At 39.3% G+C, this 26,503-nt stretch carries 14 protein-coding genes and 1 pseudogene; 4 read left to right on the top strand and 11 right to left on the bottom strand.

Annotation, left to right across the window (positions count from 1 at the left end; genetic code table 11):
• Positions 1–327 (top strand): annotated as a pseudogene (locus I8748_RS06310) (hypothetical protein); the annotation flags it as partial.
• Between the two features lie 320 nt (positions 328–647).
• Here the strand turns inward: I8748_RS06310 and I8748_RS06315 are convergent.
• Together I8748_RS06315 and I8748_RS06320 are read right to left on the bottom strand one after the other, a co-directional pair.
• Positions 648–2,966: an alpha-glucosidase gene (locus I8748_RS06315; protein WP_198123793.1), complete on the bottom strand. Its 2,319-nt coding sequence runs from the start codon at positions 2,964–2,966 to the stop codon at positions 648–650.
• A gap of 218 nt (positions 2,967–3,184) precedes the next feature.
• A complete protein-coding gene (locus tag I8748_RS06320; protein WP_198123794.1) occupies positions 3,185–5,014 on the bottom strand; it encodes a vanadium-dependent haloperoxidase in 1,830 nt (609 codons plus the stop codon).
• A gap of 1,071 nt (positions 5,015–6,085) precedes the next feature.
• On the opposite strand from I8748_RS06320, the gene I8748_RS06325 reads away from it, so the two are divergent.
• Positions 6,086–6,358, top strand: a complete 273-nt coding sequence (locus I8748_RS06325; protein ID WP_198123795.1) for a GlsB/YeaQ/YmgE family stress response membrane protein — start codon at positions 6,086–6,088, stop codon at positions 6,356–6,358.
• Between the two features lie 389 nt (positions 6,359–6,747).
• Here I8748_RS06325 and I8748_RS06330 read toward each other — a convergent pair whose 3' ends face one another.
• Entirely contained in the window at positions 6,748–7,401 is a 654-nt protein-coding gene (locus I8748_RS06330) for a PAP/fibrillin family protein (protein ID WP_198123796.1), read from the bottom strand.
• 181 nt (positions 7,402–7,582) lie between these two features.
• On the opposite strand from I8748_RS06330, the gene I8748_RS06335 reads away from it, so the two are divergent.
• On the top strand, positions 7,583–8,128 hold the full coding sequence (locus I8748_RS06335) for a GNAT family N-acetyltransferase (RefSeq protein WP_198123797.1): 546 nt from the start codon (positions 7,583–7,585) through the stop codon (positions 8,126–8,128).
• Between the two features lie 30 nt (positions 8,129–8,158).
• Here the strand turns inward: I8748_RS06335 and I8748_RS06340 are convergent, their stop codons facing one another.
• The gene (locus I8748_RS06340) at positions 8,159–9,412 is read right to left on the bottom strand and encodes a serine hydrolase (protein ID WP_198123798.1); all 1,254 of its coding nucleotides are present in this window, start codon (positions 9,410–9,412) and stop codon (positions 8,159–8,161) included.
• Between I8748_RS06340 and I8748_RS06345 the strand changes: the two genes are divergently transcribed.
• On the top strand, positions 9,407–9,571 hold the full coding sequence (locus I8748_RS06345) for a hypothetical protein (protein ID WP_198123799.1): 165 nt from the start codon (positions 9,407–9,409) through the stop codon (positions 9,569–9,571). The two genes, I8748_RS06340 and I8748_RS06345, sit on opposite strands and share 6 nt — an antisense overlap.
• On the opposite strand, the gene I8748_RS06350 is transcribed toward I8748_RS06345, so the two are convergent.
• The 7 genes from I8748_RS06350 to I8748_RS06380 all read right to left on the bottom strand — a co-directional run bounded on the left by I8748_RS06350 (position 9,557) and on the right by I8748_RS06380 (position 26,503).
• Positions 9,557–9,769, bottom strand: a complete 213-nt coding sequence (locus I8748_RS06350) for a hypothetical protein (protein ID WP_198123800.1) — start codon at positions 9,767–9,769, stop codon at positions 9,557–9,559. The two genes, I8748_RS06345 and I8748_RS06350, sit on opposite strands and share 15 nt — an antisense overlap.
• A 625-nt stretch (positions 9,770–10,394) precedes the next feature.
• A complete protein-coding gene (locus tag I8748_RS06355; protein WP_198123801.1) occupies positions 10,395–12,515 on the bottom strand; it encodes an acylase in 2,121 nt (706 codons plus the stop codon).
• Positions 12,516–12,529: 14 nt separating this feature from the next.
• On the bottom strand, positions 12,530–12,760 hold the full coding sequence (locus tag I8748_RS06360) for an MbtH family protein (protein WP_198123802.1): 231 nt from the start codon (positions 12,758–12,760) through the stop codon (positions 12,530–12,532).
• A 136-nt stretch (positions 12,761–12,896) separates the two neighbouring features.
• A complete protein-coding gene (locus tag I8748_RS06365; protein ID WP_404800275.1) occupies positions 12,897–14,336 on the bottom strand; it encodes an aspartate aminotransferase family protein in 1,440 nt (479 codons plus the stop codon).
• A gap of 108 nt (positions 14,337–14,444) precedes the next feature.
• Positions 14,445–18,770, bottom strand: a complete 4,326-nt coding sequence (locus I8748_RS06370) for a non-ribosomal peptide synthetase (RefSeq protein ID WP_198123803.1) — start codon at positions 18,768–18,770, stop codon at positions 14,445–14,447.
• A 117-nt stretch (positions 18,771–18,887) separates the two neighbouring features.
• Positions 18,888–20,447, bottom strand: coding sequence for a condensation domain-containing protein (locus tag I8748_RS06375; protein ID WP_198123804.1), 1,560 nt, complete (start codon positions 20,445–20,447; stop codon positions 18,888–18,890).
• 239 nt (positions 20,448–20,686) lie between these two features.
• Positions 20,687–26,503 (bottom strand): type I polyketide synthase, encoded by a 5,817-nt coding sequence (locus I8748_RS06380; protein ID WP_198123805.1) that lies wholly within the window; start codon positions 26,501–26,503, stop codon positions 20,687–20,689.

Consider the following 26,503-nt stretch of genomic DNA (forward strand, 5'->3'; position numbering starts at 1 on the left):
CGTTTTGGACTGCATACACTGCTCGGACGCTTGATTAGTGCCTGTGGAGTCAAACCCATAGGAGCATGGCAGTGGTTATTCAAAGCCTTTTGGCTCTCTGGTGCGGTTGAACCTGCAACAGGAGAATCCTTTTTTTTACAGTTTTCTCATGTTGATAGCATTGGGTATCAACAGTTTTTAAATGAATTTTCTCAAGCATATCCAGATAGTCTCAACATTCTTCAAGTTGATCAAGGGCGCTTTCATACAAGTAAGCATCTGATTTTGCCTGAGAATGTGATGAGAGTTGTTTCAACCACCTTAGTGTCCATAACTCAATCCCATTGAGCGGCTATGGGCACATCTAAAAGCTGATCTCAAATGGGCTTGTTTCCACACACTCGATCAACTGCAAGCTAAAGTCGATCAACTCTTAGCTGAGTTAACACCAAAAGTGATCATGTCCATTACGGGGTATTCCTTCATTCTCGATGCCCTATTTGCCCTAAACACCGTTTAAATTGGTATGACCACGGCTGTACCTCCGGCTTTTTTTAAGGGAACTCCAAGAAATAAATTATCCAATTCGGCTTACGTTGCTTATGCTGAAAAGAATTAGACTAATTTCCAAAGCAAAACTTGTCTAAACTTTTGTGACGACAACTGTCTTACGAATTACGAATTACTATGTTTTTTGCCTTTAAAGCCTCCAAGACTGATTGAGCTACTTTAGACCCTTGGCGATAAAATACAGGAGGTTGTCCTAGTGGAGCGGGTACTGTTTGTTTTATACCTGTTGTCACATTGCCGTAGGTATTACCACTCCATAAGTGAACCCACTCGCCAGCTGGAAAATAGACGTTGGCGGTCTTTTTACCTGGCTTCAACACTGGTGCTACTAAGAACTCACTACCCAAGAGAAATTGCTCTTCAAGTTTGTAAACATTGGGGTCGTCAGGGTAATGGAGAATCAAATGCCGAATGATAGGATATCCTTTTGTTGCAGCTTCTATCATCAATTGCTGGCGATATCCAGCCAGGGCTGCATAGACTTTCGCCCAATAACTGAAAGTTTTCAGACTATCTTCATCTGTATAAAATTGAACGTTTTTATCAGGCTGATTGCCTTCGTGGGTGCGGAATACTGGCGTGAAAGCGTTCAATTCCATCCAGCGATAGAGTAGTTCGCGCGATCGCCTAAATCCGATACCGATGGCTTCTAGAATTGGGTTAGCAATACTTGTATACCCACCAATGTCACTGTGGTTGATGCTGAACCCAGACAAACCACCACTAATGGCACCTTTGACAGCACTCACTATGCCATCATTGATACCCCAAGTCGTGTTTTGATCTCCTAACCACATACATGTGCTGTGAGATGGAGTTTGCCAAAATCCGGCTCGATTGAAGAACCAAGCGTCGCCTTCTTTCCCAGCCTCTTGAATAGCTTCGCGGTTCAGTGCTACCCAATCAACAGGATATTGGTTGTGATAAACTAACCCAGATTCATCACCAGCATAGACTCCTTCAAAAGGTGCTGCTTCTGCAAAGTCAGCCATCCAGAATTTTGCACCTTGGCCTAGCACTTCTTCCTTAAGAACATTTTTGAACCATTTGCGGGCATCTGGGTTAGTCAAATCGAGCAAAGCCGCTGAGAAATCAGTACTTTCGATGAGGTATGGTTCGGCTTGATTTTTTTTGACTACAAAGCCTTGTTGTAAGGCTTCTGTATAGAGATTACGCTGTTGTGGGTTTGACTTGAGTGGGCGATCAACTAGAAAGGGATTGACATATACCCCAACTGCAATTTTTGCCTCTGCCAAGTCGCTGACCAACTGTTGCCAACCTGGATAGGCGGTTTCATCAAGTTGCCAGTTCCACCATAACTGTTTTCCTGCGATCGTGCGGCGTTGACCGACCCAATCCTGAAGCCAGAATCCGGCTATGGGGGTATCAAGTTCACGCAACTTTGACCAAACCTGCCGAACTAAGGCTGTACCGCCTTGCATACCCACGATCGCACCTTGATGCAGCCAATGGGGAAGCGGCGGCATTCTTCCCACATAGTTGGTATAAAGTTCAATAATATCGAGAGGTGTCTCACCACAAAAAATTCGCCCCTGCATACAACTTGATGAAACTCGTATAGTTGCAATCTGGGGATCGCGTAAGTTGAAAATTGAAGGTTCAGTGTTAGTGAGAAATATTGCTCGTCCCTTATTAGTGAAAAAATAGGGGACAGGAGCATAACTTGAAAATCTATTACCAGCTACACCCAGCAAATTGAGAGTTCGCGGCCCGCGATCGCCACGACCAATTCCCCCTTCCTCACAAACGATTGGTATCCATTGTCCTTTACAATCGATGTCAGAAAATTGCTCTCCAAAACCATAAAAATGTTCGTCTGGAGAGGTTGTAAATTGCAACTGTGTTTCATTGACATTCCCATCAATAATTTGCAGTTGAAAATCGAGTTCTTTTGACCCTACAGTTCGCAATTTCAAAACATATTGGGGTTGGTCACTGGAACTTTGGCGACCTACAAGACGGCCATAAATTTCTAAGGTATCGTTTTCTTGCTTGATGCCCTCAACAATTTGATCAGAAAAATTTGCATGTTTTTGTTCGTCAATTTCGATAGAACCTCGTTCTTCAATAATAGTGAGACGAACATCGCCTCCACTGACAAAACTACAACCGGGAGATGTTTGCCAGATAATTTTTGTTGAATTACTTTGATGAATAATCTGCAAACTCGGCTGTTTTGTGTCGCTACCTTGCCAATCAATCGTAAATTCTCCCAATTTAAAACTTTGACTGGGTACAGAAGTGGAAATTTTCCCAACTGGAATCAACTTCCAACTGCTGAGCTTTTTGAATGGTTCAGTCAGGAGTCTCAAAAGCCGTTTTAGTACCCAACCGTTACAAGCAATGGTGTACTGTGGGTACGTCACTGGGTACGAAGATTGCCAAGGAGCTTTCATCAGTTTTGGAAATTAAAACTAGATTTTATTTGATTTAAGCAACTTAGGCAAACCAATGTATCGTATGTTTAATAATTCGATGCAAATATAAAAAGGGTATGGGGAATGGGGAATTGGGAATGGGGCGTTGGTTATTCTCCCTCATCCCCCTCATCTCCCTCATCCTCCTCATTTCCCCATCCCCTCATCCCCCCACTCCCCTGCACTAGTTACCAAACTTACACCGTAATTTTCGTACCATCAAATTTAGTGAAGGTGAAGCCGTTGAAGTCTTCATTAAACGTCAGTCTTTCATCTTTGAGGATGCTAATGGCAACTTCTTCGCCTAGAGCTAATGCAGCCGAACCATCGGTGCGCCAATGGATGCCGCCGTTTCCACGACCGATAGCATAGTTAGTAGCCAGCTTGTTTAATTCGCCGCCTACTGTTAGTGATGGGCCACTGTAAGGAATTAGCTTTGTAGGGTCATTAGGATCAGGTACTACCGGATTGGGAATTACGAAGTCTTCGTCAAAGAAGGCTTTTAACAATGTAACATTGACACCGGCAGTAGCAGCAGCACCACCAGTGTAGGAGGAGTGTGTCGGTGCGCCTTCTGGGTAGGCTTGGGGTAATAAATAAGTACCAAAGGTACTAAAGGTATCAGCTAAGGCTTTGGAATTCAAGAGTTCGGAATTAATCGGATATTTAGTATTATTCACTAGGTTGTTGTAAACTAGTCCACCATATGCTTCTGGGCGGAGAATGCGATGCACATAATACTTCTGCCAGTATGAAGCTCTGATGGCACGCGAAGTAGCCAGGTTTAGCAAGCCTTGTAAATATCCTAATGCAAATGTTGCATTAGACCCAGTTTGAGTCTTGGAGTTGACATAGGGATTGCCTGGATTTAAAGGTACACCAATGCTATTGAGAATGAAAGAGGCTCCGAGATAGGTAGGGCCACCTATATGGGCGTACTCGCCTAAGTCACGAACTGTAACTATGTAACGGTTCGTAGGGTCATAGTTAATGGACTTGCCGGAACTGCCTCCATTTTGGACAGTCAACCATTCATCAAAATTCGTAAGAAAGTCTTTGCCAGCAACAGCAGTACGAATCAGTGCGGAAACAGACTGAGTTCCCCAAGCAATATTTTGTAGCAGCAATTGTGAGATATAAGGGCCGTCTAGCACCCCTGGCGGAATCACATGTTTTGCTGTTTTACCTGAACGGTCGGACTCATCAAGGTAAGTGACGCTACCGCGAAACAAGGTTTGAGGGGTGACAAGGCCATTTTGTTTTGGCCCATAGAATGCCGAAAGTTTGTTGAGGTCTTCAACAGCTGCTAGAACTTTCGCATTAGCGGTATTATCCTCAAACTCAGAATAAGCCACGTCACGTAGTAAGGCTTGCCAATAGAGTTCCACTGCTTCAGCGGCTCGTTCTGCACTGGCTAAAGCTGGTGGTGGGGGAACTGCTATCTGTGCAGCATTGATTCCTTCTAAACTAATTGCCAAAGGCCCTTGAGGATTAACCAGTTTTCTCGTACCACCCAAGATGATTTTTTCAAAATCATTCGGGTTTTGGCTTGTCAGTGCTTTGGTCAAAGAGTCGTAAGCTTCTAGGTTAACTTCGCCGCGCTGGTCGTGAGGAAGCCCCCTACTATCACTGCCAATTTTGTTAGAATACCGTTCCTCATCACCGTTTGTCGGATGGGGTGGAATAGGAATACTCTGTTGGCGTCTGGCTGCCTCAACACGTACTCGATAGGCTTTATCAACAAATCTGTCATAGTTGAAGCGAATCTTTTTCGAGAACCGTCCTGGAATGTCCTTGGCTTGGACAATATCCCCTCCCTTGTTATGAGACACAGGTGAACCCAAAACTCCTGCAACAACGCTAGCAGCAGTAAATAAACCAGCGCGACCTAGAAATAAGCGTCTGCTGCTGCCACTACCAAAAAAGCGTTTACTACCTAAACTATTGACAGTAGTTCGCTTTTGTTTGGCTGTTTTACCTGGCTCATGCTTTTCGGAAGTTTGATCGGAACTGGGATCTGCTTGCATTAGATGTTCTCCAGTGAACAAAAAACAATACAAAAATCCGGCGTTGCTGAATAGAAGTATGAAATGAATAAATGCAGTAAATTAAAACTCTCACTCTCTGCGCCTCTGCGCCTCTGCGTGAGGTAAAATTCATACCCAGATTCAGCAACGCCAAAAATCCAGTCATGAGTAAATGAGTAGCTTAAAGCGAAAAAGACTTTGAGCCAAACATATTTGGTATACCCATTACCAGAAAAAAGGCTAATCTATATGGCTGTGATGCTTTTCGTCGTTTTGATTGGTCTGATTGCACATTGCTGTGGCTAAAGCATCGCAGACTTGGCTAGCAAATTGCAATTGCTATCCTCAAATTCTGAAAATGTCATAGCAGACTACACGAGCAAGGGCAGTTTACATGAATTCACCAAACCAAGTTATTACAGCGATCGCACAGCTTGAATCACCTCTTTATCAAAATACTACGGTTAGTTTATCGATTTACTGTAATTTACAGCCTTAGTCAGACTTTCGCATAAACAGCCATGAAAATCAAGAGGTTGCCAACAATTTATACCGTTTTACTTTGATGTTGATACAAATAGGCGCAGGGGTGCAGAAGAGCAAGAAAGCAGGGGAGGAAGAATCTAATAATGATTTTCATATCTTGCACTCTTGCATTGGAAGTCGCAGCTACATAGACAAAACCCGCCTGCCCGGGTTAAAAACCTTGATTTTTGGACTATTGACTCTTGAATGCCAGTTCGTTCAAGTCGAGAAACCATGCGCGGCAATCGCTCATAGGAGAGACCCCCAAGACAGCGTTAGCGACGCTCCAGCTGCGCTAACACCACACTACTGGCTCGGCTCCTTTTGACAACCCACACCAAAAAAATATGACACTTGCGTAAGCCCTAACTAATTTTTAGCTAACAGTCATCAGTTAACACAATCATATCTGTAAGTTAAATGTGTTGCAGGTTAGTGATTCATCCTTGAGATTATCAATAATTAGTTCTGGAGATAGGTTAAAGTTCAATGTTGTAATTGCTAATGTGTATTTGTCCTTAAAAAGTGTTTAGCGAATTAAAAGATATGAACCTTCTTGCTTGGATTGTATTAGGTCTAGTTGCTGGTGCTATTGCGAAAGCTATCTACCCAGGTCATCAAGGCGGCGGAATTTTAGGAACAATTTTGTTAGGAATTATTGGTGCTTTTGTTGGCGGTAGTTTGGGTGTCTTCTTCAGTACAGGACGTTTTGCTCTAGCGGCTTCAACTCTCAGTCTCACGGGTATTTTAGTAGCAGTTCTGGGTGCAATAATTGCCATTTTCTTGTGGAATGCGTTAAGCCGCCGCAGCGCCCTGTAATATAGTGTCCGGTGCAAAACTTATTATTCAGACTGCAAACAAGCAGGGCAGAGATTTTTAAACTTTCTGTACGTACACACCGAATAATAAGTTAATAAGCAAACATAGTTTCAAAACTTATATTTGACTCACTTATTAGTAAAACTCAGGGAATTATTTCCACTATATTTTCTCCCTGAATTTATATAAAAGCATAGCGCCTGCCTGTATTGAGGTTGGCGCTATTAAATATAAAATAGAAGCTTAAAGCTAGTTTGTGAGAGGATTTCATAGGTTAATATTTTACATTCTAACTTCAAAATACTTTGTGTCTTAGTGTCTTCGTGGTTTAATATTTTTTACCACGGAGGCACAAAGACACAAAGAGTTATGAGTCCTTTTATTTTAATTCAAGTCGAGGAGGTGAAATTGGGTAAATCATCAGATTTATTGAGAATGAATAAACTACCATCTCCTCCACGTCCAATTCTGAAAGTTTCATCTAAGTAAGTAATGTCAAGGGTGGCTGTTCTGCCTTGAGGATTATTAGCATTTTTCACCTTAAATGGGTTGAGTTGATGGGTATTAATACCAAGAATCTTCTCAATTGATAGATAACGTTTATCAAAATAAACGTTGATGCGTTTATTGGCTGGAGGCTCTAAATCTTCTTTGGCAGGCTCAAAGCTAGCTGTTACTTTGACATATCCTGATATTAGCCCTAAAGAATGTTTAACTTGAGCTAGATTGAAAAACAATTTATTTGCAACATCAATCACTTGATAAACCTTACCTACCTTTAATCCCAATGGTAGGGAAGCTAAGGAACGGATTTCTCTAGCAGTGGAGTATTGTAGTTGCCAAGCTCCTTGTAGCAAAGAAGTAGCATATAAAAGAGGATGGGGATTGGGATTGATGGTTTCTAGTTCTGTTGTCAATTGTTCAATTTCTGCGGCGGTAGTTTTATCTAGCTTTAAATTGGTGACAGGAGAGCGATCGCTGTCGGTTTGGATCTCTACCAGCCTCGCTTGTAATTTTTCCTTCAATAAGAGTTGATTATTCAAGGGTTGAATAGTTTCCTTTACATAGGGTATATCTTTTATTAAGCCTTATCTAGTTCCAGATGGGGTTAATTTAACAATTAAAAATTAACAATCAATTTTCTTGGTTCCTGCTTCCTAACTCCTGAATTCTGGTATATTTGACATTTGTAAAGTTTTTCTCAAAAGGTTAAAGTTGTTAACTATGCTTGTTGAAGTCACTACTTGGTATTTAGAAATGCTAGATCCCAAACAGTTACATCCAGTTACTTTCAGTGACTTCAATTTGAGAATTGAGCAAGCAGAAATTCCTTCACCCGAATTCAGTCGCTTTCTCTACAGCAGTGTAGGAGGTAACTGGTATTGGATTGATCGCCTCAAATGGAATTACGAACGTTGGTTTGCTTACCTCAATCGTCCAGAGTTAGAAACTTGGGTTGCTTATATTTCAGGTACACCAGCAGGATACATCGAACTTGAGAGTCAACCAGGAAATAATGTAGAAATTGTTTACTTTGGTATTTTACAACAGTTTACTGGACAAGGATTAGGAGGGCATTTACTCAGCCAAGGAGTACAACGAGCATGGGAAATTGGCGCACAACGAGTTTGGGTGCATACTTGCAGTTTGGATAGTGTTTATGCATTACCAAACTACCAAGCACGAGGTTTTCAAATTTACAAGCAAGAAGTACACACTCAAAAATTGCCTGATAAACCTATTGGCCCTTGGTTAGGTGCTTATGATTAATGATCATTGAGGTGATTGTGCGATCGCTTGTTATTTATTGGCTGCAAGTTTAGCAATCACCCCAGTGTACAATGACACAAATTGTTGCTGTTCTAAAGGTGCATCGTTGTTATTCCAAGTAGCAACCACACAATAGTTTTTGCCGTTCTTTGCTTGCAACCAAGTTGTCATATTGAGAACACCAGGCTCAGATCCACCTTTAAATGCTACCCGCTGCCAATCTTGAGCATTAGCAACACCAGGATTAATACTCATCAAAGGCAAATCAGCGACTTGTTCCATTAATCCACAGAGTTCTTCAGCTGTAAAAAACCATTCTACATCCAAAGCAACTGGATTAGCTGTTTCTTCAAATTCATTCACATTCGGAAGCGGTTTGTTTGTCAATTCTTGGAGTATTGCACGACGTTGAGCTTCTTTGCTTGTGCGATAGCGCTTCAGCAAGTTGCGATTTTCAGAACCTTTGAGAACAAACAAGTCACGAGTCGTTAAAAAGGGACGGTTACGGGGTGAGACTAATTCAATAGGCTGTCTTCCAATGAAGTTAATTAATATGTCTGTTGCTGTATTGTCGCTGAGAGAAATCATTAAAGCTGCAAGCGTATCTACTGTCAAATATGCATTATCTGGCCATGTTTGTAACATTCCAGATGGTAGACTTTTCAAATTTGGTTGCAGTTGCACTACATCTTTCCATGTCCGTTTCCCAGAGGTAATTTCTGATTTGAGTGCTTTGAGGACTGCTAATTTGAAGGCTGAACCGACTGCTAGAGGGGTTTTGCTATTTAATTCGGCTTGTATTGTTTTGCCTTCTTGAACTAGAAAACTGACTTTTCCAGGTAATGCTTGAAAAAGCGCGATCGCGTCTTTTAAATTAATCAGTTTGGCTTGTGGTGGTTGAAACAGCAAGCCAGAAATTTGTCCTTGTTTATTTAGAGCTATTTTAGTTGGTACTAAAGCTTGATTAAATTGAACCAAGTAATCTTGAGCATTATTCTCTACACCTTCATAACCTCCCAATTGAATCTTCAGTGCAGCAATTACTTGTCGCACTTGTTCTATAGGAACTGGTGCTAAAAATTCAGGTGCAAACCACTCTGACTTGATTTGTTCACTCGTAAATAATCTTTCTAAAGCAGCTTTAGGAGATATGGTTTTATCGATAGTCTCAATTTGAGCTAATGGTAGTTGTTGAAGTTTAACGTTTGCTAACGCTAACTGAGGAAATATCAAGTTGATTGTTAGCAGGATAGTTAATAAAGAAATTATATAATATTGATGCATGAAATTAGCCAGCTAAAAGCCTTTATCCGCAGTGTTAGCGGAAAACCTTTCCCTAGGGTAGGTAATGTCAGTGTAGTGAAGCGATCGCAACTCTTGCAATTTGCTTTACTTCGTTGCGATCGCTGCGGACAGATGATAACCAAATTAGAAATCATCTAACAAACTCATCAAAGCTTGCAATTCTGAGTCTGGCGACTCTGATAATTCAGAGCGTAACTCTTGCAATTGAGTCTGTAATGCTTCAGCTACATAGATCATATTAGATTCTTTTGCGATTTTTAGCTGATTTTCTTTAATTCTGATTTTTCTCACCAAATCGTTTACAACAGAAATTGAATCGCAATCTTGAGAAAGCATAATCTGATATCTGTTAAAAATTTAGGAAGTATTGTATCAAAAACTGCATTCACAAGAGGGTTAAGTTTTGAAAATGGGAATTGGGAATTGGGAATGGGGAATTGGGAATGGGGAATTGGGAATGGGGAACTCGGGGCCCCCTCTGGGGATAAGGGGCGATGGGGAATGGGGCATTGGAAAATAATTCTTAACTCCCTAATCTCCCCTGCACCCCTGCACCCCTGCTCCTCTGCTCCCCTGCTCCCCTTCACAAGCTCAGGGTTTACTTCAATTCGTCTAAGTAGCATTTTTAACTAAATATATGTAACTACCTTAGCAGTTTACTTAATCAGTGGCTGTTACTGTTATAACTACTTCGGTCTGTCATAGCAGATAATCCTCGTGGTGATGTTCTTTTGTTATTCATAAGCACTCATAATCCCATCATGGGAGTATGAGTGCTTTTATTTTATTAGGACTCACGGAACTGGCACACTCAACAAATAATACCAATTCGTAATTCGTAATTCATAATTCGTAATTAAGAAAGTCAGATCTAGTCTGGGTTTCGGGGGAGCGAATGTGTTGCCGGATTTTAGAGAATTAGTATAATCTAGCTGCGTAAGTCCTGTTATATAATTCCTAATTAAAAAACTTTGCGCTCTTCTAAGTGTGCTGTAATTTCTTTTCGAGTTCGCCAAACTGGACGCAATTGCTGACGGGCGAAAAGTTGCAGTTGATCTCCAACATGGGGTGAATTAGGTTGAGTAGCATTACCATAACTCGTGAGAGCCATTGCTTTCACTGGCGTAGAGAACTCCACCGCAGCTACATAAGAATCACCAGCGACTGCTTGAAAGCGTCCATTATCTGCTGGGGCGAAATACACTGTGCGGAAAATGCCTTGATCTCCTGCGCCACCATTGGCGGGTAAATCTAAATTGCCGTAGCGCAAGCGAAAGACATCACCCCAAGCTATATCTATGGTTCCATAAGTTTTTTCTACTTTGGCTGCCGCATCTGCCAAGGCTTTAACTGCGCTTTTTGGATCTGCCAAACCGTCTGGTGTGGTGCGTGGCGATTTTTCATCCCAAGGAGTGGCAAAAAGCTTGTCTAAGTCTACATTTTCTACCCAGAAGTTGAATAATACGGCACCTTTGCTATTAGCATCGGTTCTACGATCCCACGCTGCCAAGACTTTGGCGGCGCGACGAGCTAATTCATTGCCTTGTTGGGCTGCATTAATCAAATCATCGAGGATGCGTTGGGCAAGTTCCATTTGTGTAGAGTGCTTGTAGGTAATCATTTCCTCAAAGGAAATGCTTGCATCTTCAGCTAACATCTTTGCAGAACTCTGCGCCCGGAAATCCATTGGCCCCCGTGGTGCCATGTAGGATGGATAGTTATCTGCTTTGATGGCAGTGGGAAAAGTAGTAGTCCAAGGTGGATCGTTGGCATTTTGTAACCAACCGCTTAGTGGGTCGATGACTTTGGGTAAATCTTGATATGGGTGAGTTTTAGTCCATAAAGTTTTAGATGTGTCGCCGGGGATGATACCTTGCCAGTATTTAAAGTCTCCTTGTTGCCGCACGGGAACCACACCGTTGAATAGATGCATTATATGCCCTTGGCGATCGCTATACATGACGGTGAACATGGGCAGTTGTAAGCGTCGCAATGCTTGCTGAAATTCGCTGAGGTTTTGAGATTTGGCCATATTCCACCACTGTTCTAAGACACCTGGCCGATCTTCACCCACCACGCGCAACGCCAAGGCTTTGTTAGCTTTCTCGCTGACTACAGGCCCGTGAATAGAACTTTTAAGCAAGATTTTTTGCTCTTGCAATGAACCATTTTTTTGTTTCACCTTCAATAACAATGGTGCTGTTTCAAAGCGGCGGACTTTGCCATCTAAAACATAACCATTGTTTTGTAATTTCAGTTCGTAGGCATCCCAACCATCGTGAGTATTCACGGTATGAGTCCAGCCTAAATTATCATTGAAGGCGATCGCTAATACAGGAATGCCTACCAGTGTTGCCCCATAAGCGTTAATACCTGGGGCAGTAATTTGTGCTTCGTACCATAAGAATAAATCACCCCAAGGTAAATGAGGATTAGCCAGCAACATGGCTTTACCACTGGCAGATCGTTTTGGTGCGATCGCCCAACCGTTAGAACCTGGGGTAGACTCTGGATGAGTATTATCTGCAACTCGCCCCGGATCGACTACAAAAGTAAATAGCAGAACCCTTTGTAAGTGGGCGAGTACATCCTCTGGCCTGACTGGTAAAACCACTTCTACTTCATCGTCAATTAAATCGGCGTGTTCTTTGGCGTAAGTATTAATCCCAGTGGCAAAGGCATTAATATAACTACGAAAAGCCGAACTTTGAGCTTGATACCAAGCGATCGCACGTTTGGGTACTCCCATTGTCAGTACCCATTTGTCTGATTCTACATAATCCTCTCCCCAATATTCGGCAGCCCGTCCCCGTGCTTGTCCGTAGAGGCGTAAGAGCAAGTTGGCGTGACTTTGCATCTGCGCCCAACCAAATGCTTGAAAAGCACCTTGAGCATTATTACCGTAAATATGCGGTATTCCGTAAGTATCCCAAAGTATCTCACTATTTTTAGGTACAGTGCTAATACTCTGATTACTCACCATTATAGTAAAGATGATGGCAAGCAAAAAAGGTAAGAGTGGGCGTGATTTTTTATTGCAGATTAGGGACTGAATGCGTTTATTTATATTAGACAAAACCATGATTTTTAGATTAATTATTCTTGAGTCACTTGTGCGGACTCTGACATTTTCTTCCTTAAACTCAACGGTCTCATATCAGTCCATACTTCTTTAATATATTCGAGACATTCTGATTTGAGTCCACTTTTGCCTGCATCTCTCCAACCCAGAGCATTTTCACGGTCAGCAGGCCAAATGGAATACTGTTCTTCATGATTAACAACAACTTTATATAAAGTTGTATCTTCTGAATTGTTTTGGTTCATTTTTAATTCCTAATAGTTGCTGTTTATTTGAGTAAATCAAGACTATAAAATCACTTACAAAGGTATGATTTTATTTCTGCAAATTTTTTATTTATTTTAGATTAAATTACATAATCTGTGTTTTCAATATAACTTACTAATAAAAAGGTATAAAACCTCCATAACGTAGTTCTTCCACACTATCTTTAACAGCTTGAAGAATGTAGTTGATATCTTCATCTGTATGGGCTGTAGATAAATAACCGCTAACACCTAAAAGGTGAACTCCTTTGTGGATAAGATGGTATTTTAACAAGCTCATAACTACCGAAAGAGTAGAATTTTCCTCAGCAAGTTCTACAGATGCAGAACCAAAGAGTGAGCCAAAATTTGCCATCCGGAGTGGTAGTCTTTCTATTACAAAATAATTGTTTAAAGCCATAACAAATTGTATTGTACGTTCATTTAGCTTCTGATGCAATGATGGGTCTTGACTTTGTAAATATTTCAGAACTGCTTTTGCAGCAGCCATCGCTAAGGGATGTTTGCAAAAAGTACCAGCAAAAAATGTTTTTTTAGTTTGAGGATAAGAATCATCGCCATAATTCCACACACCCCCATCAATTACATTCATATATTTACTATTACCAGCAATCACTCCAATTGGTATTCCACCACCAACAATTTTTCCATAAGTAGCTATATCTGCTTGCACACCAAAATAAGCTTGTGCGCCACCAGGATGAATACGAAAGCCTGTCACCATTTCATCAAAGATTAAGGCAATGTTAGACGCTTGTGTTAATTTCCTCAATTCTTGGAGAAATTCTTTTGGTTGTAAAGCGGGTCTAGCAGTTTGCACCGGAACTACTAAAACTGCTGCTAGTTCTTGGTGATAAGCTTTGATGATTTCTAATGATTTAGGATTGCCATAATCTAACACCAAAACATCATTAACAAAATTTTGTAATATTCCAGGCGCTAAGGGTATGGCATATTGATTATTTTCTGCGTTATTTTTATTAACTAATGTACCATCAAAATGACCATGATAAGAACCTGAAAATATGACAATTTTATTACGTCCTGTAACTGCTCTGGCAATGCGGATAGCAGTCATTACTGCTTCTGTACCAGTATTACTAAAACAAACCCGTTCCATTCCAGTTAGTTGAGAAATTAACTCAGCTACCTCACCAACAATTTCTGATTGGGGCCCAATTTGAATCCCTTGATCAAGTTGTGCAATTAAAGCTTCTTTAATAAAAGGAGGGTTATGACCAAATAGATTTATTCCTAACCCCATCATGACATCTACATATTCATTTCCATCTACATCCCATATTTTAGAACCTGAAGAACGATTAGCAACTATGGGATAATACATTTCTTTGAAGAGTAAATTGAACTCTCCTAAGTTTTTATCATCAGCTAAAAATGGGCGCGAAGATTGCGAAATATGTTTCGATGTTTTTGTGCGCTCATTGTAACGTAAAATAAAATCTTGCAAATAGTTTTTTTGTTGCTGAGTAAATCCTGATGTAGCTAGCAAATTTTTTAAATTATTTAAATTTGGATGTAATGTAATTTTTTGCACAAAAATGCTCCTTTATTCTCTGTGTTAAATATTTTGTTAATAAAGTCTTAAATATATCAATACTTATTGCTTTATTAACATAATTATGTATATGTACCTTTTTTAAACTTATTTAGCTTGTACTAAACTATTTTCAATTAAATACAACAAATAAGTATTCAATAAATTTTCATTAATTTCTGGACAAACGATAGACGAACCAGCAAGACCATTAATTGTATTTTTGCAGTCAAACTTTAGAAAACCTGAGTCAAATGTTTGTTTTTCTTGAGATTTAGAAGGAAAGAATGAAACAAGTGGATACAAAGGATGCTCTAGGGAACCTTGAGTAAGATTGAGTAATTTTTCTCGCCATTCGTTATAAGAAATCTGCTCAATCGCATAACCTAATGAGCGAATATGGTCGATTAATGTATGAGAGTGAAGAGTTTGCGGATGAACTAGGTGAAAGGTTTTACCTAAAGATTTTTCTTGGTTGGATAAATAAACTATTGCTTTGCTGACATAATCTACAGGAACTATGTTATCTCTAATATCTGTATCTGGCGCACTTCCAAGTTGAATACAACCTATGATCAGCTTGTACAGAAAGTCATTGCTATTATAAACTCCTGTTTGGCTATGTCCTGATATGCGTGATGGTCTGTAAATAGAGATGGTAATTCCTCTTTCAGCCGCAGTTTGTACTAACTTTTCAGCAACCCATTTAGTTTGTGAATATCCATTATTAGGAAATTCATTGTCGTTCAGCTTATCTTGTTCTTGAGCTAATTTAACTCCAGATTCAACTTTTGAAGATACAACACCAGAGCTAGAAATAAAATGTACAGGTTTGGTTTTATTGTGACTAGCTAATCTCAAGATTTCTTGTGTTCCCAGTACGTTTGTGGGTTTGAGAATAGAGTAGGGATAAATGTGATGTACCCAAGCACCATTATGGTATATCACATCAATGGTAGATGCTAATTGTTGAAATTTTTCCATTTCTAAACCTAAAAATGGTTTAGACAGATCGCCAACAATGGTAATGATTCTATCACTCCAAAGTTCGTTCCAAATTCCATAAGCTTCCAAAATATTTTGCAGCTTTTTATGGCTATACTCAATATTTTTAGAACGTACTAAACAATAAATATCTGCTTTAGTTTGTTGCAAAAGCTCAGCAAGTAAAAATACTCCTAAAAAGCCTGTGGCTCCAGTTAATAAAATTGAACTGGGTTCAGGGATAAATTTACCAACAGTTTGAGGATAAATTGTAGAGTCTAAAACTGTTTCACTTTTGATATCCAATCTTGGGTTTTCAACTTCTGTTGGACAAGATTTTTCAAGTTTTTCTGCTAAACCCGCTACAGTGGGATTTTCTAATAAACTACGTAAAGATATATCACAGTTAAAGTTTTCTTTAAGCTTAGCTAGTAATTGAGTGGTTAATAAAGAATGTCCACCCAATTCAAAGAAGTTATCGTAAATGCCAACTTGATCAAGTTTTAAAACTTCTGCCCAGATTTGAGCCAGCATTTCTTCGACAAAAGTACGAGGAGGAACAAATTCTCCTCTTAAATCTGATCTAACTTGCTCTGGTGAGGGTAGCGCCTTTCTATCAACTTTACCATTGGAGCTTAGAGGTAATTCTTTGAGTAGCACTACAGCCGATGGTACCATAAATTCTGGTAGTTTCTCTTTGAGAAAATTGCGTATTTCATTAACTGTGGTAGCTGATTTTAGCTGAGGAATTACATAAGCAACTAAGCGTTTATTTCCTGGTACATCTTCACGCGCGATCGCTACTGTTTCTTGCACTTGTGGATGTTGATTTAGTAAGGCTTCAATTTCTCCTATTTCTATCCGAAAACCGCGAATTTTGACTTGATTATCAATACGTCCTAGAAACTCTATATTGCCATCATTAAGATATCGGGCTAAATCCCCAGTTTGATACAAACGCATTCCTGGTTTTTGGCTAAAGGGATGAGGAATAAATTTTTCAGATGTAATTGTAGACTGATTTAAATAACCTCTGGCTAAACCTTCACCGCTAATATAAACTTCTCCAGCAACACCAATAGGAACGGGATGTAAGTGAGAGTCTAATATATAGATTTGTGTGTTGTCTATGGGACGACCAATAGATACTTGTGTTCTAATTTTTGGATAATTACAAGAATAGACACTACTCCAAACTGTTGCTTCCGTCGGCCCGTACTCATTAAATAAAGATGCTTCTAACTGCAACTGAAGATGATGTTCTACTATTTCTGGCGCACAAGCTTCACCTGCAACTATGACAGTACGCAGGGAAGTTAACTGTTCTCGTTTTGCTTGCTGCAAAATTAAAGCATATAGAGAAGGAAGGCTTAATAAATGGGAAATATGATGTTGAGAAAGTAACTCTACAAGTTTTGTTACTTCCCGTTGCACACCTTCTGCTGGTAAGTGTAGGGTTCCTCCACAACAAAGTGTCCAGAAAATTCCCGCAACAGAACTATCAAAAGCAAAGGATGAAAGTAATAAAAAGCTGCTGACAGGTTCTTGATAGTAGCTAATACGCGCAGTTGTTGAGTTAACTAAGTTACGATGAGTAATTTCCACTCCTTTAGGTTTACCAGTAGAACCGGAAGTGTAGATTACATAAGCTAAATTTTCAGGAGTTGCTGTCACAAGAAGGTTTTGTGGACTCTCTTGTGCGATCGCTTGCCATTGTGTGTCTAAGCAAATCGTCTGTACGTCATAATTAGGTAAGCCTTCCAGTAGATGCTGCTGAGTCAATAATATTGATAGCTGAGTATCTTGTAGCATGAAAGCTAAACGTTCTTGGGGATAGTGAGGATCGAGGGGAACATAAGCACCACCGGCTTTGAGAATACCCAATATACCCACAACCATTTCTAAGGAACGTTCAACACAAATTCCTACTAAAACTTCTGCACCTACACCCAATTTTTGCAAGTATTGAGCTAGTTTATTTGCACGCGCATTCAGTTCAGCGTAAGTGAGTTGCTGATTGTTAAATGCAACAGCAATATTATTTGGTGTACGTTCTACTTGTTCTGCAAATAACTGGTGAATGCACTTGTTTGCTGGGTAATCAGTTTGCGTTTGATTGAACTCGAATAGCAGTTGATGGAGGGTGCGATCGCTTAAAATTTCTAAATCACAAATTCTCGCTTCTGGATTGTTTGCTGCACTTTCTACTAATTTTTGGAATTGCTCTGCTATTCCTTTGATATCCTCCACATCAAATAAAGTAGAATTATAAGAAAATTCTGCTATGACTTCACTTGCGTGTGGTCTACAAGAGAGTTTTAATTTAAACTTATCAATGCAGTTGTATTGCTTGTAAATAGAAAAATGTAAGTTTTCTACAGAATATTTTATATATTCTTCTTGCCAGTCAAAACAAAAAGATGAATCCACTTTCTTTGTATTGTCTTCCCATGTGAAATACTCTTCCCATTCATAGATTTCTTTTGCAGCTTCATCAATTTGTTGTAATAATTGAACAAATTGCGAATTATCCTCTAAGTCAGAATACAGCGGTAAGTATTTGGCAAACAGCCCCAATGCCCCTTTTAATTCATCATATTTTCTGCCATCTACACCAGTGTTAACAATAATTTTAGTTTCTCCGCTCAGACGTTGAAGTAAAATTAGCCAACAAGTTAAATAAAAGATATTCGCAGAAATGTTATATTTTTGAACTAAAATATCTATTTTTTGGGTGACTTCAGAGCTAATTAATAAAGTAATATTCTCAGGCAAGAATATATCTTGATTATTAACTTTTTTTTGATGTGGCAAGTTAAGATTTTTAATATTATCAATTGCTTCCTTAATCCAAAATTTTCTACCGATTTTAGTTTCTTCAGATTCTAGTATTTGATTTTGCCATTCAGAGTAATCTGCATATTGCAATAGCTCATCAGAAAGTTGCCCATAAAATTCGTCAGAGTATGAATCAGCAATCTCTTTTACCAAAACTTGTAAACTTACAGTATCAGCACAAATAGCAGGTAAACTAATAAATAATAAGTTTTTTTCTGATGATATATTCACTAGATATATATGTAAAATTAAACCTTTATCTAAATCAAAAGGCATCTCATGCAATTGCTGAAAAAGCAGTTCGATTTGAGCAGCTTGTTGATCAGGATTATAATCACTAAGGTTGTGCTTCTGATTTAAAGCTAGTGTGCTGTTGTTAATTACCTGAATTGGAATAGACATTTCTGGTAAACAACGAAAGCAGGTGCGGAGTATCTCATATTTATGAATCACTTTTTGCAAGGCTAATTCGAGACGACTGATATTACAATTTCCTTCAATCAAAATTGCACTATCAATACGATAAGCAAAGTTTTTATCGTTTTTTTGCAGTAACCATAGATGTTCTTGCTGTGGCGAAAGTTGAAAACCTTCCATTGTAATATTTTGCATGGTGAAACCTCTCAATTAGGAAGCAAATTTTGGTTGTTAGGAGAAAAATTATTAATAATTAAGTCGGTATTTGCACTTTTGAATTGATATTTAATATTAAAATCATTATTTTTATAATTATGATATGTCATTAACCTGACGTTTAATATTCTTAATATTCTTTAAGCTTCTTTGGATAGCACTATTACAAGCTTGTTTTTGACTCAAGCGTTGTTGCTTGTCTGCTTCATCAATAATTTTTTTTAGCTCATTTAGACTGGCTTCAGGTTGTGTTGCAACTGCTTTAAGAAGCAATTGAAAATTTGCCGAAATTTGGGTAATAGTGGTAGTTTCATACATGTCTGTGTTGTACTCCCATAAACCAAATAATCCTTGCTCAAATTCTGTTAATTCTAAAAGTAGATCAAACTGAACTGCCTGTTTTATAAGATTGATGGGAGTAATTTTTAATCCCAAAAAATCAAATGTGTGGTTTTGGGTATTTTCTAAAACAAGCTTGACCTGAAAAAGAGGTGTTTGGCTGAGATTACGTTTTGGATTGAGAACCTCTACCAACTTGTCGAAAGGCAAGTCTTGATGAACATAAGCGTCTAAGGTTGTCTGACGAACTTGCTTGAGCAAATCTTTAAAGCTGGGGTTATCGGATAAATTGGTACGCAATACTAACTGATTAACAAAAAACCCAATTAATCCTTTGGTTTCTAGTTGATTGCGGTTAGCAATATCAGTACCCACAACTATGTCTTCTTGCTTTGTATACCAGTGCAGCAAAATTTTAAACGCTGCAAGTATTGTCATAAATAGTGTAATACCTTCTCGTTGATAGAGAGTTTTTAGTTTCTCAGTGATCGCTTTTTCTAACACGAAAAATTGGCTATCTCCATTGTAAGATTGAACTGTTGGTCGGGGGCGATCGCTTGGCATTTTCAAGACAGTTAGTCTATTACCTAATTGCTGCTTCCAGTATTCAAGTTGAGTCATCATTTCCTCTCCCTGCAACCACTGTCGCTGCCAAACTGCAAAGTCAGCATACTGGATTGGCAGTTCAGGAAGCGGCGAGGGATAACCTTGAGAAAATGCTTTATAAAGCGTTGTTATTTCTTGGATTAAAATGCCTATAGACCAACCATCAGAAACAATATGATGCATTGACAAAAATAATGCATGTTCTGTCTGGCTTAATTGCAATAAAGTAACTCGTACTAAACAATCTTTAGCTAAATTGAAGGGTTGTTGAGCTTCTTCATTAGCCAGCCGCAGAACTTCGACTTCTCTTTCATCTAGACTCAGTTTTTGTAAATTTAATAATTTTAGCTGAAATACAGCAGTAGGATTAATTACCTGAAAAGGTTGCCCATCAATTATAGTAAATGTAGTCCGTAAAATTTCGTGTCGTTTGACAACTTCTTGAAAACTTTTTTCCAGCGCTACTACATTTAATAAACCTGTCAACTGCATAAATTGACAAATATTAAATGCTGGATTTCCAGGTTCCAATTGGTCGAGGAACCATAACCTTTGCTGGGCAAATGAGAGGGGAAAAGTATTGGATTCCCGACTTTGAGGTTTGATTTGAGTTTTTGATAAAAGATTACCTTTTTTTTGGTTCAGTTTTTGTGTAAGGAGTTTCAGCTTTTCTGGGGATAAACCAGCTATTCTTTGAGAAAGTTCACTCATTTTCAAAGGATTTTGATTACAGCTATTTTTGGGTAAATGTAGTAGATATTTTTTTATTCACGCAGAGATGCAAGCAAAGACGCAGAGAGAAATTAAGAGTATAGCAAAGTGCTGAGGAGCCAGCCGTATGGGCGTGTTTCCCGACTTGAGGAGCCACTGCGTTGCGGGGGTTTCCCCCGTTGAAGCAAGTGGCGTTGGACTGGCGTTGCTGAGTAGAAAGCAAGTTATTTCAAATGAAGTTAATTATTACTTAAGTTTTGCAAAGCAAGTATTGTCTGTACTTCGTCATCTGATAGTTTTTCAATATCTGCTAGGGCTTGAGCTAAATCTTCTAAGTTTGTCTGTTTTGCTAGTTTTTGTACAATAACTTCAGCTAACTCAGCTACTGTCGGTTGATCAAAAAAGCGTTTATAAGAAAGTTCTACTTGGAAAGTTTTGCCCAGTTGAGAAACAAGCTGAGTAGCAAATAAAGAATCTCCCCCTAATTCAAAGAAATTATCATGAATACCTACATTATCAATACCAAGAAGTTGTTGCCAAATGTCAGTTAGGGTAATTTCCACTTCGTTGCGAGGAGCAACATAAGCATTATTTAAGTTGGGACGGGGATGGGTTGTTCTAGCTTGGTTGAGTTTGGCTAATTGTTCTTCTATGGATTTATGAGATTTTTTGGGGTGAAGCTGACTGTATAAATCTTGTGTGGAAACAACAATTTGAGGCGAATTATTACTAGATAAAATCCGATTGAATGCCTCAATACCCTCTTCTACAGTCATTCCTGCTGTTAATTCTTCTCCTGTGATATCTTTATGCCTTTCTTCAACTGCAACGGCCATTCCTAAGCTGTTCCATCTATCCCAGTTAATAGATGTGATGAAATTACTATGTTGTGTAGCATGATAGTGAGCGAAGGCATCTATAAAGGCATTTTCGGCAGTATAATCAACCATTCCTGATGTACCTGCAAAGGAAGAAAGTGAGGAACAAAGTACAAATAAATCAAGTTTAGTATTTTGAAAAATATTATTTAAGATTCTTGTTCCTTGGACTTTTGGTGCTAAAGCATTAGCTGCAATTTCTTTGGTTTTGAGTTGAATCATACCTCCACCTACAACTGCGGCTGCATGAATTACTCCGTTAATTTGACCAAATTGCAAATTTGCTTTTTTAACTACTGCTGACATTTGCTCATAATCAGCAACGTCGGCACTAATTACTATTATTTCTGCACCATAAGCTTGCAGATTTTGCAATTTATGAATTTTTTGACTAACTACATTTTCTGCATCATGAGTTGATAGCCATTGCGTCCATTCATTTGGTTGAGGAAAAGGCGATCGCCCGACTAAAATTAATTTAGCTTGTACAGTTTTCGCTAGATATTTGGCTAAGGCTAGACCAACACCACCCAAACCGCCAGTGATTAAATATACTCCGTTACGTCTTAAACGCTGATTTTCCTGAATTGGGGTGTCTAATTTGATAGCTTCAAAATCCTGCACCCAACGATGATGTCCTCGGTAAGCAATTATCTGTTCAGGTGTTTCGCTAGAAATTTCGGTAAGTAGTTGGTTGATTAGTTGTTGTTCTTGCCAACTATTTGCTAAGGGAAGAACTACATCAATGCTACTACAAGTCAGGTTAGAATACTCTAGCGGAATTACCTTACAAGGCCCAATTATTAAAGCTTTTTCTGGACACAGTTGTTCGGAACCTGTAACCATTTGCAGATGATTAGAAATGACTTGAATGTGTAAAGTATCTTTTTGATAAAATTCCGCGATCGCCTGAGTCAGAAACACTAAGCTGTAAAAACCCCAGGATTCATACTGTTGTGGTGTAAACTCCTCTAGATGATCTGGGGTGACACTCCATAAATGAATAATGTTGGTGGGAGTTGTACCCAATGTGCGAAGTTCTTGACACAGAAACTTGTAGTCTTGTGGTTGCTCAGGGTTAATTGTATATGAGCGATCGCTCTGACGGCTATATTTTTCCCCAACTTTGACGGTAATTACTTCTCCATCCTCTAATCTCAATCGCTTGACTATTTTTTCACCCAAGCCGCACTCATCCACCAATATTAACCAGCATTTCGACTGAGTTGTTTTGATTTCATTTGGTAAATACTGGGGTAAAGTAGCGCGTTTCCAAGTAGGAATATAGAACCAGTCAGCAATGTTAGGCTTTTTACCTAATAAAACTGTATTTTCTTCACTTAGTTTTTGGTCAATAAATGCGCTAAATGCTGTAGGTGCAGAATCGGTTGTAGTAGCTTGAGCAACTAAAATTTCCTCGCCGAATACTTCTGTTTCAGAAACCGCTGCTACTTCCACAAATCCATGAGATTTTAATGCTTCACACCACTGCTTTTGAGATAAAAATGGATTGCCACGACTGCGTTGTGTATCCTCTAAAGGATTCATCAACAAACCATCAGTGATATCAAAATTTAATTGAGGTTCTGTGATTTCCCACAACAATAATAAACCACCTGGCGCTAACAACGAGCGCACATGATCAAGGGTTTTACCAATGTTACTCGTAACATGTAAGACATTAACAGCAATGATTACATCAAAACTGTGGAGTTCATACCCTTGTTCTGTAGGAGGTTTTTCGATATCTAGAAAACGGTATTCAACAAATGGATAAGCACTAAAATTTTCTTTGGCTCGATTTAGTAATAAACCACCGACATCAGTAAAAGTGTAGCTTGTTCGTTCTCCAGGTAATACAGGTAATAAAGCTGTGGTGGCAATTCCTTGTCCGCCTCCAATTTCTAAAATTCTCAGGTTGACGTTTGGTGGTAGTAATTTTCTTATCTGTTCCAAAGTTGCCTGCATGATGCCTTTTAAATAGGTATCCAACGGCAATTCTGTTTTTGTAGTTTCTGTACTTTTATTTATAGCTGAAAAATACAATTCTAAAGGCTCTATTTCACCTCTAAGTACAACTGGTAAATTAGCTCCACATTCCTCAACAATATCTACTAATTCTGGGAAATCCGCCAATTTTAACCTAGCTGTTTCTAAAAGGGTATTGAGCATATCATTAGACAACGGGATCAAGTTGCTAAATAACCCTTGCTCTTGCTGTAAATAACCTTGTTCTACCAATACATCCAACCAGCGATATAATAACTGTCGATAACGAGGAATGATGCGGGTTTGCTCATATAATTCTTCAAAAGAATACTTGCTGGAGGCATTTTTAAAAATATCTAAATGTCTCAAAGCCAAGTTGATATAAGCAACGCATAAGTTATCCAAACACTGTTTATTACTTAAATAAGTTGCTTCATCAAGTAGCTGTGTTTGAGCTTGGGTTTTCCTAATTGCTACTACAGATTTCCAAAGCTCATCTGTTGTGGTTTGTGTTTTAAATCTCTGTTGTTGTGGTTCTACCCAATAACGTTGACGTTCAAAAGGATAGGTAGGTAAAGGGATATGGTAGGGTTTTTCATGGCTATAAAAACTCGACCAATCAACTTTTACTCCTTGCAACCAGAGACGACCCAAAGTATTAAATATAAATGCTACATCTGACTTTTGTTCTTGGGGATGACGGAGTGAGGTGAGTGTCACTACCTCTGTTTTTTGATGTTGCTTGACAAACGTACTTAAAGTTCTTCCAGGCCCCACTTCCAGAAATATACGTTCTGATTGCTTTTGTAACTCAGTAATTCCATTACTAAAACGCACAGTTTGGCGGAGATGTTTTGCCCAATAGTCGGGATCTGTAGCGGCTGCTGCACTTATCCATGTACCGCTAAGGTTGGATATGAAGGGAATTTGGGGAGGATGTAGGCTGATTTGTTGCAACAACTTGGTAAATGGCTCAATTATTGCATCCATCATTGGCGAATGAAAAGCACCAGATGTATGCAGTTTGCGACAATTTATACCTTGCTGTTGTAACTGCTGTTCTAAGTTTGCGATCGCACTCACAGAACCTGAAACCACACAGGCTGATGGCGCATTGCTAGCAGCCAAAGCTAATTCTACACCCAAAAAAGGTTGAATTTCTGACTCTCCCATTTGCACCGAGAGCATCGCGCCTTCAGGTAGTTGTTGCATCAAACATCCGCGAGTAGCAACTAATTTTAAAGCATCTTCTAAACTAAAAACTCCTGCCAAAGTTGCTGCTACATATTCCCCAATGCTATGACCAATCATTGCTTCTGGACGTACACCCCAGGTCATCCATAATTTTGCTAAGGCATACTCAATCACAAATAAAGCAGGCTGGGTGATGGCAGTTTGTGTTAATTCTTGAGTCTGCGTTGCATTGGGGTAAATGACATCACGCAGATCAAAACCTAGATGCGGCTTGAGTAGTTCAACACAATAGTCAACTTGTTCTCTAAAATATGGTTCACTTTCATAAAGTTCTCGACCCATATCTGCATATTGAGAACCCTGTCCAGGAAACATAAACACCACTGGACGATGACAGGGTTTTTGATAATAGGTAAAAACTTCTGGATTATCTGGAGATGTTAGGGTTGTGATGGCATCATCAAGATTTTGACAAACCAAAATTCGCCGATGTTCCAAAGCTTTACGACCTACCGCCAGAGTGTAGGCAACATCAGCCAAATTTAAATCTTGATTTTGCTGCAAGTGTTGGACTAAATTTTCTGTCGCCGTCTCCAAGGCTGTGCTAGTTTTGGCAGAGAGTACCAACAACTGAAATCTCCCCCGCACCTCTGCACCCCTGCACCCCCGTTCCAAAACAGGCGCTTCTTCCAAAATCACATGAGCATTTGTTCCTCCAATACCAAAGGAACTCACCCCCGCACGTCTGGGAGTACCGTTACTTTGCCAATTAGTTAGTTGAGTATTGACGTAGAAGGGACTATTGACAAAATCTATTTGGGGGTTTGCTTGTTCAAAGTGTAAACTGGCTGGGATTTTTTGATGCTTGAGAGCTAAAACAGTTTTGATTAAACCTGCTACACCAGCCGCAGCATCCATATGGCCAGTATTGGTTTTTAAAGAACCGATTGCACAAAAGCCTGTTTTATCGGTACCGGCGCGGAAAGCTTCGGTTAAAGCAGCAATTTCGATGGGATCTCCTAAAGATGTGCCAGTACCGTGAGCTTCAATATAGGTGATAGTTTCGGGTGCAACTTCGGCGACAGCTTGAGCAGTTCTAATGACTTTTGCTTGGGTGTTGATACTCGGTGCTGTGAAGCTGACTTTTTGTGAGCCATCGTTATTGATGGCGGAACCTTTAATTACTGCATGTATGGTATCTTTGTCTGCGATCGCATCTTCTAATCTTTTTAACACCACAATGCCCACACCTTCACCGCCAACGGTGCCCTGTGCTTTAGCATCAAAGGCGCGGCAATGTCCATCAGGCGAACCTATACCCCCTTCTTTATAAAAATAGCCATGTTTTCGTAATGCACTGATAGAAACGCCACCAGCTAAAGCCATGTCACACTCTCCATTGAGGAGATTTTGACATGCTAAGTGAACAGCAACTAATGAAGTTGAACAGGCAGTTTGAATGGTATAACTTGGCCCTTGTAAATTTAATTTGTAAGAAACACGAGTACTTAAATAATCTTTATCGCCACCAATTGTTATTTGATGACCATCAACAGAATTACGAATATTTTCATTAGTATAAACATTAAATAGATAGCCACTCAAACCACTACCAGCATAAACGCCAATTGCACCAAAATAATTTTCTGGATTGTAGCCAGAATTTTCTAAAGCTGACCAGGCACACTCTAAAAACAGTCGATGTTGTGGATCAGTAATTTCTGCTTCTTTAGGAGTGAACCCAAAAAAGGAGGCATCAAATAATTCTGCGTCTGCTAATACACCTCTAGCTTTAACATAATTAGGTTGATTAACTATAGCCTTGTCTATTCCTGAAGCTATCAGTTCTTCATCTGTAAAAAAGGTAATTGACTCTACACCCGCTTGCAAATTATGCCAGAATTCTTCAATATTTTTTGCCCCAGGAAAATGTCCTGATAAACCAATAATCGCTATTTCTGAGCCATTAAGATGAAATGCTGCTGAATCGACCAT

Source organism: Amazonocrinis nigriterrae CENA67, assembly GCF_016056305.1.
In the GTDB taxonomy this organism is placed as follows: Bacteria; Cyanobacteriota; Cyanobacteriia; order Cyanobacteriales; family Nostocaceae; genus Amazonocrinis; species Amazonocrinis nigriterrae.

Excerpts from the sequence above, each read along its gene's own strand:
- I8748_RS06325 (WP_198123795.1), top strand. The coding sequence starts at position 6,086 with ATGAACCTTCTTGCTTGGATTGTATTAGGTCTAGTTGCTGGTGCTATT.
- I8748_RS06340 (WP_198123798.1), bottom strand. The coding sequence starts at position 9,412 with ATGCATCAATATTATATAATTTCTTTATTAACTATCCTGCTAACAATC.
- I8748_RS06380 (WP_198123805.1), bottom strand. The coding sequence starts at position 26,503 with ATGGTCGATTCAGCAGCATTTCATCTTAATGGCTCAGAAATAGCGATT.
- I8748_RS06375 (WP_198123804.1), bottom strand. The coding sequence starts at position 20,447 with ATGAGTGAACTTTCTCAAAGAATAGCTGGTTTATCCCCAGAAAAGCTG.
- I8748_RS06345 (WP_198123799.1), top strand. The coding sequence starts at position 9,407 with ATGCATGAAATTAGCCAGCTAAAAGCCTTTATCCGCAGTGTTAGCGGA.
- I8748_RS06360 (WP_198123802.1), bottom strand. The coding sequence starts at position 12,760 with ATGAACCAAAACAATTCAGAAGATACAACTTTATATAAAGTTGTTGTT.
- I8748_RS06370 (WP_198123803.1), bottom strand. The coding sequence starts at position 18,770 with ATGCAAAATATTACAATGGAAGGTTTTCAACTTTCGCCACAGCAAGAA.
- I8748_RS06350 (WP_198123800.1), bottom strand. The coding sequence starts at position 9,769 with ATGCTTTCTCAAGATTGCGATTCAATTTCTGTTGTAAACGATTTGGTG.
- I8748_RS06335 (WP_198123797.1), top strand. The coding sequence starts at position 7,583 with ATGCTTGTTGAAGTCACTACTTGGTATTTAGAAATGCTAGATCCCAAA.
- I8748_RS06320 (WP_198123794.1), bottom strand. The coding sequence starts at position 5,014 with ATGCAAGCAGATCCCAGTTCCGATCAAACTTCCGAAAAGCATGAGCCA.
- I8748_RS06355 (WP_198123801.1), bottom strand. The coding sequence starts at position 12,515 with ATGGTTTTGTCTAATATAAATAAACGCATTCAGTCCCTAATCTGCAAT.
- I8748_RS06315 (WP_198123793.1), bottom strand. The coding sequence starts at position 2,966 with ATGAAAGCTCCTTGGCAATCTTCGTACCCAGTGACGTACCCACAGTAC.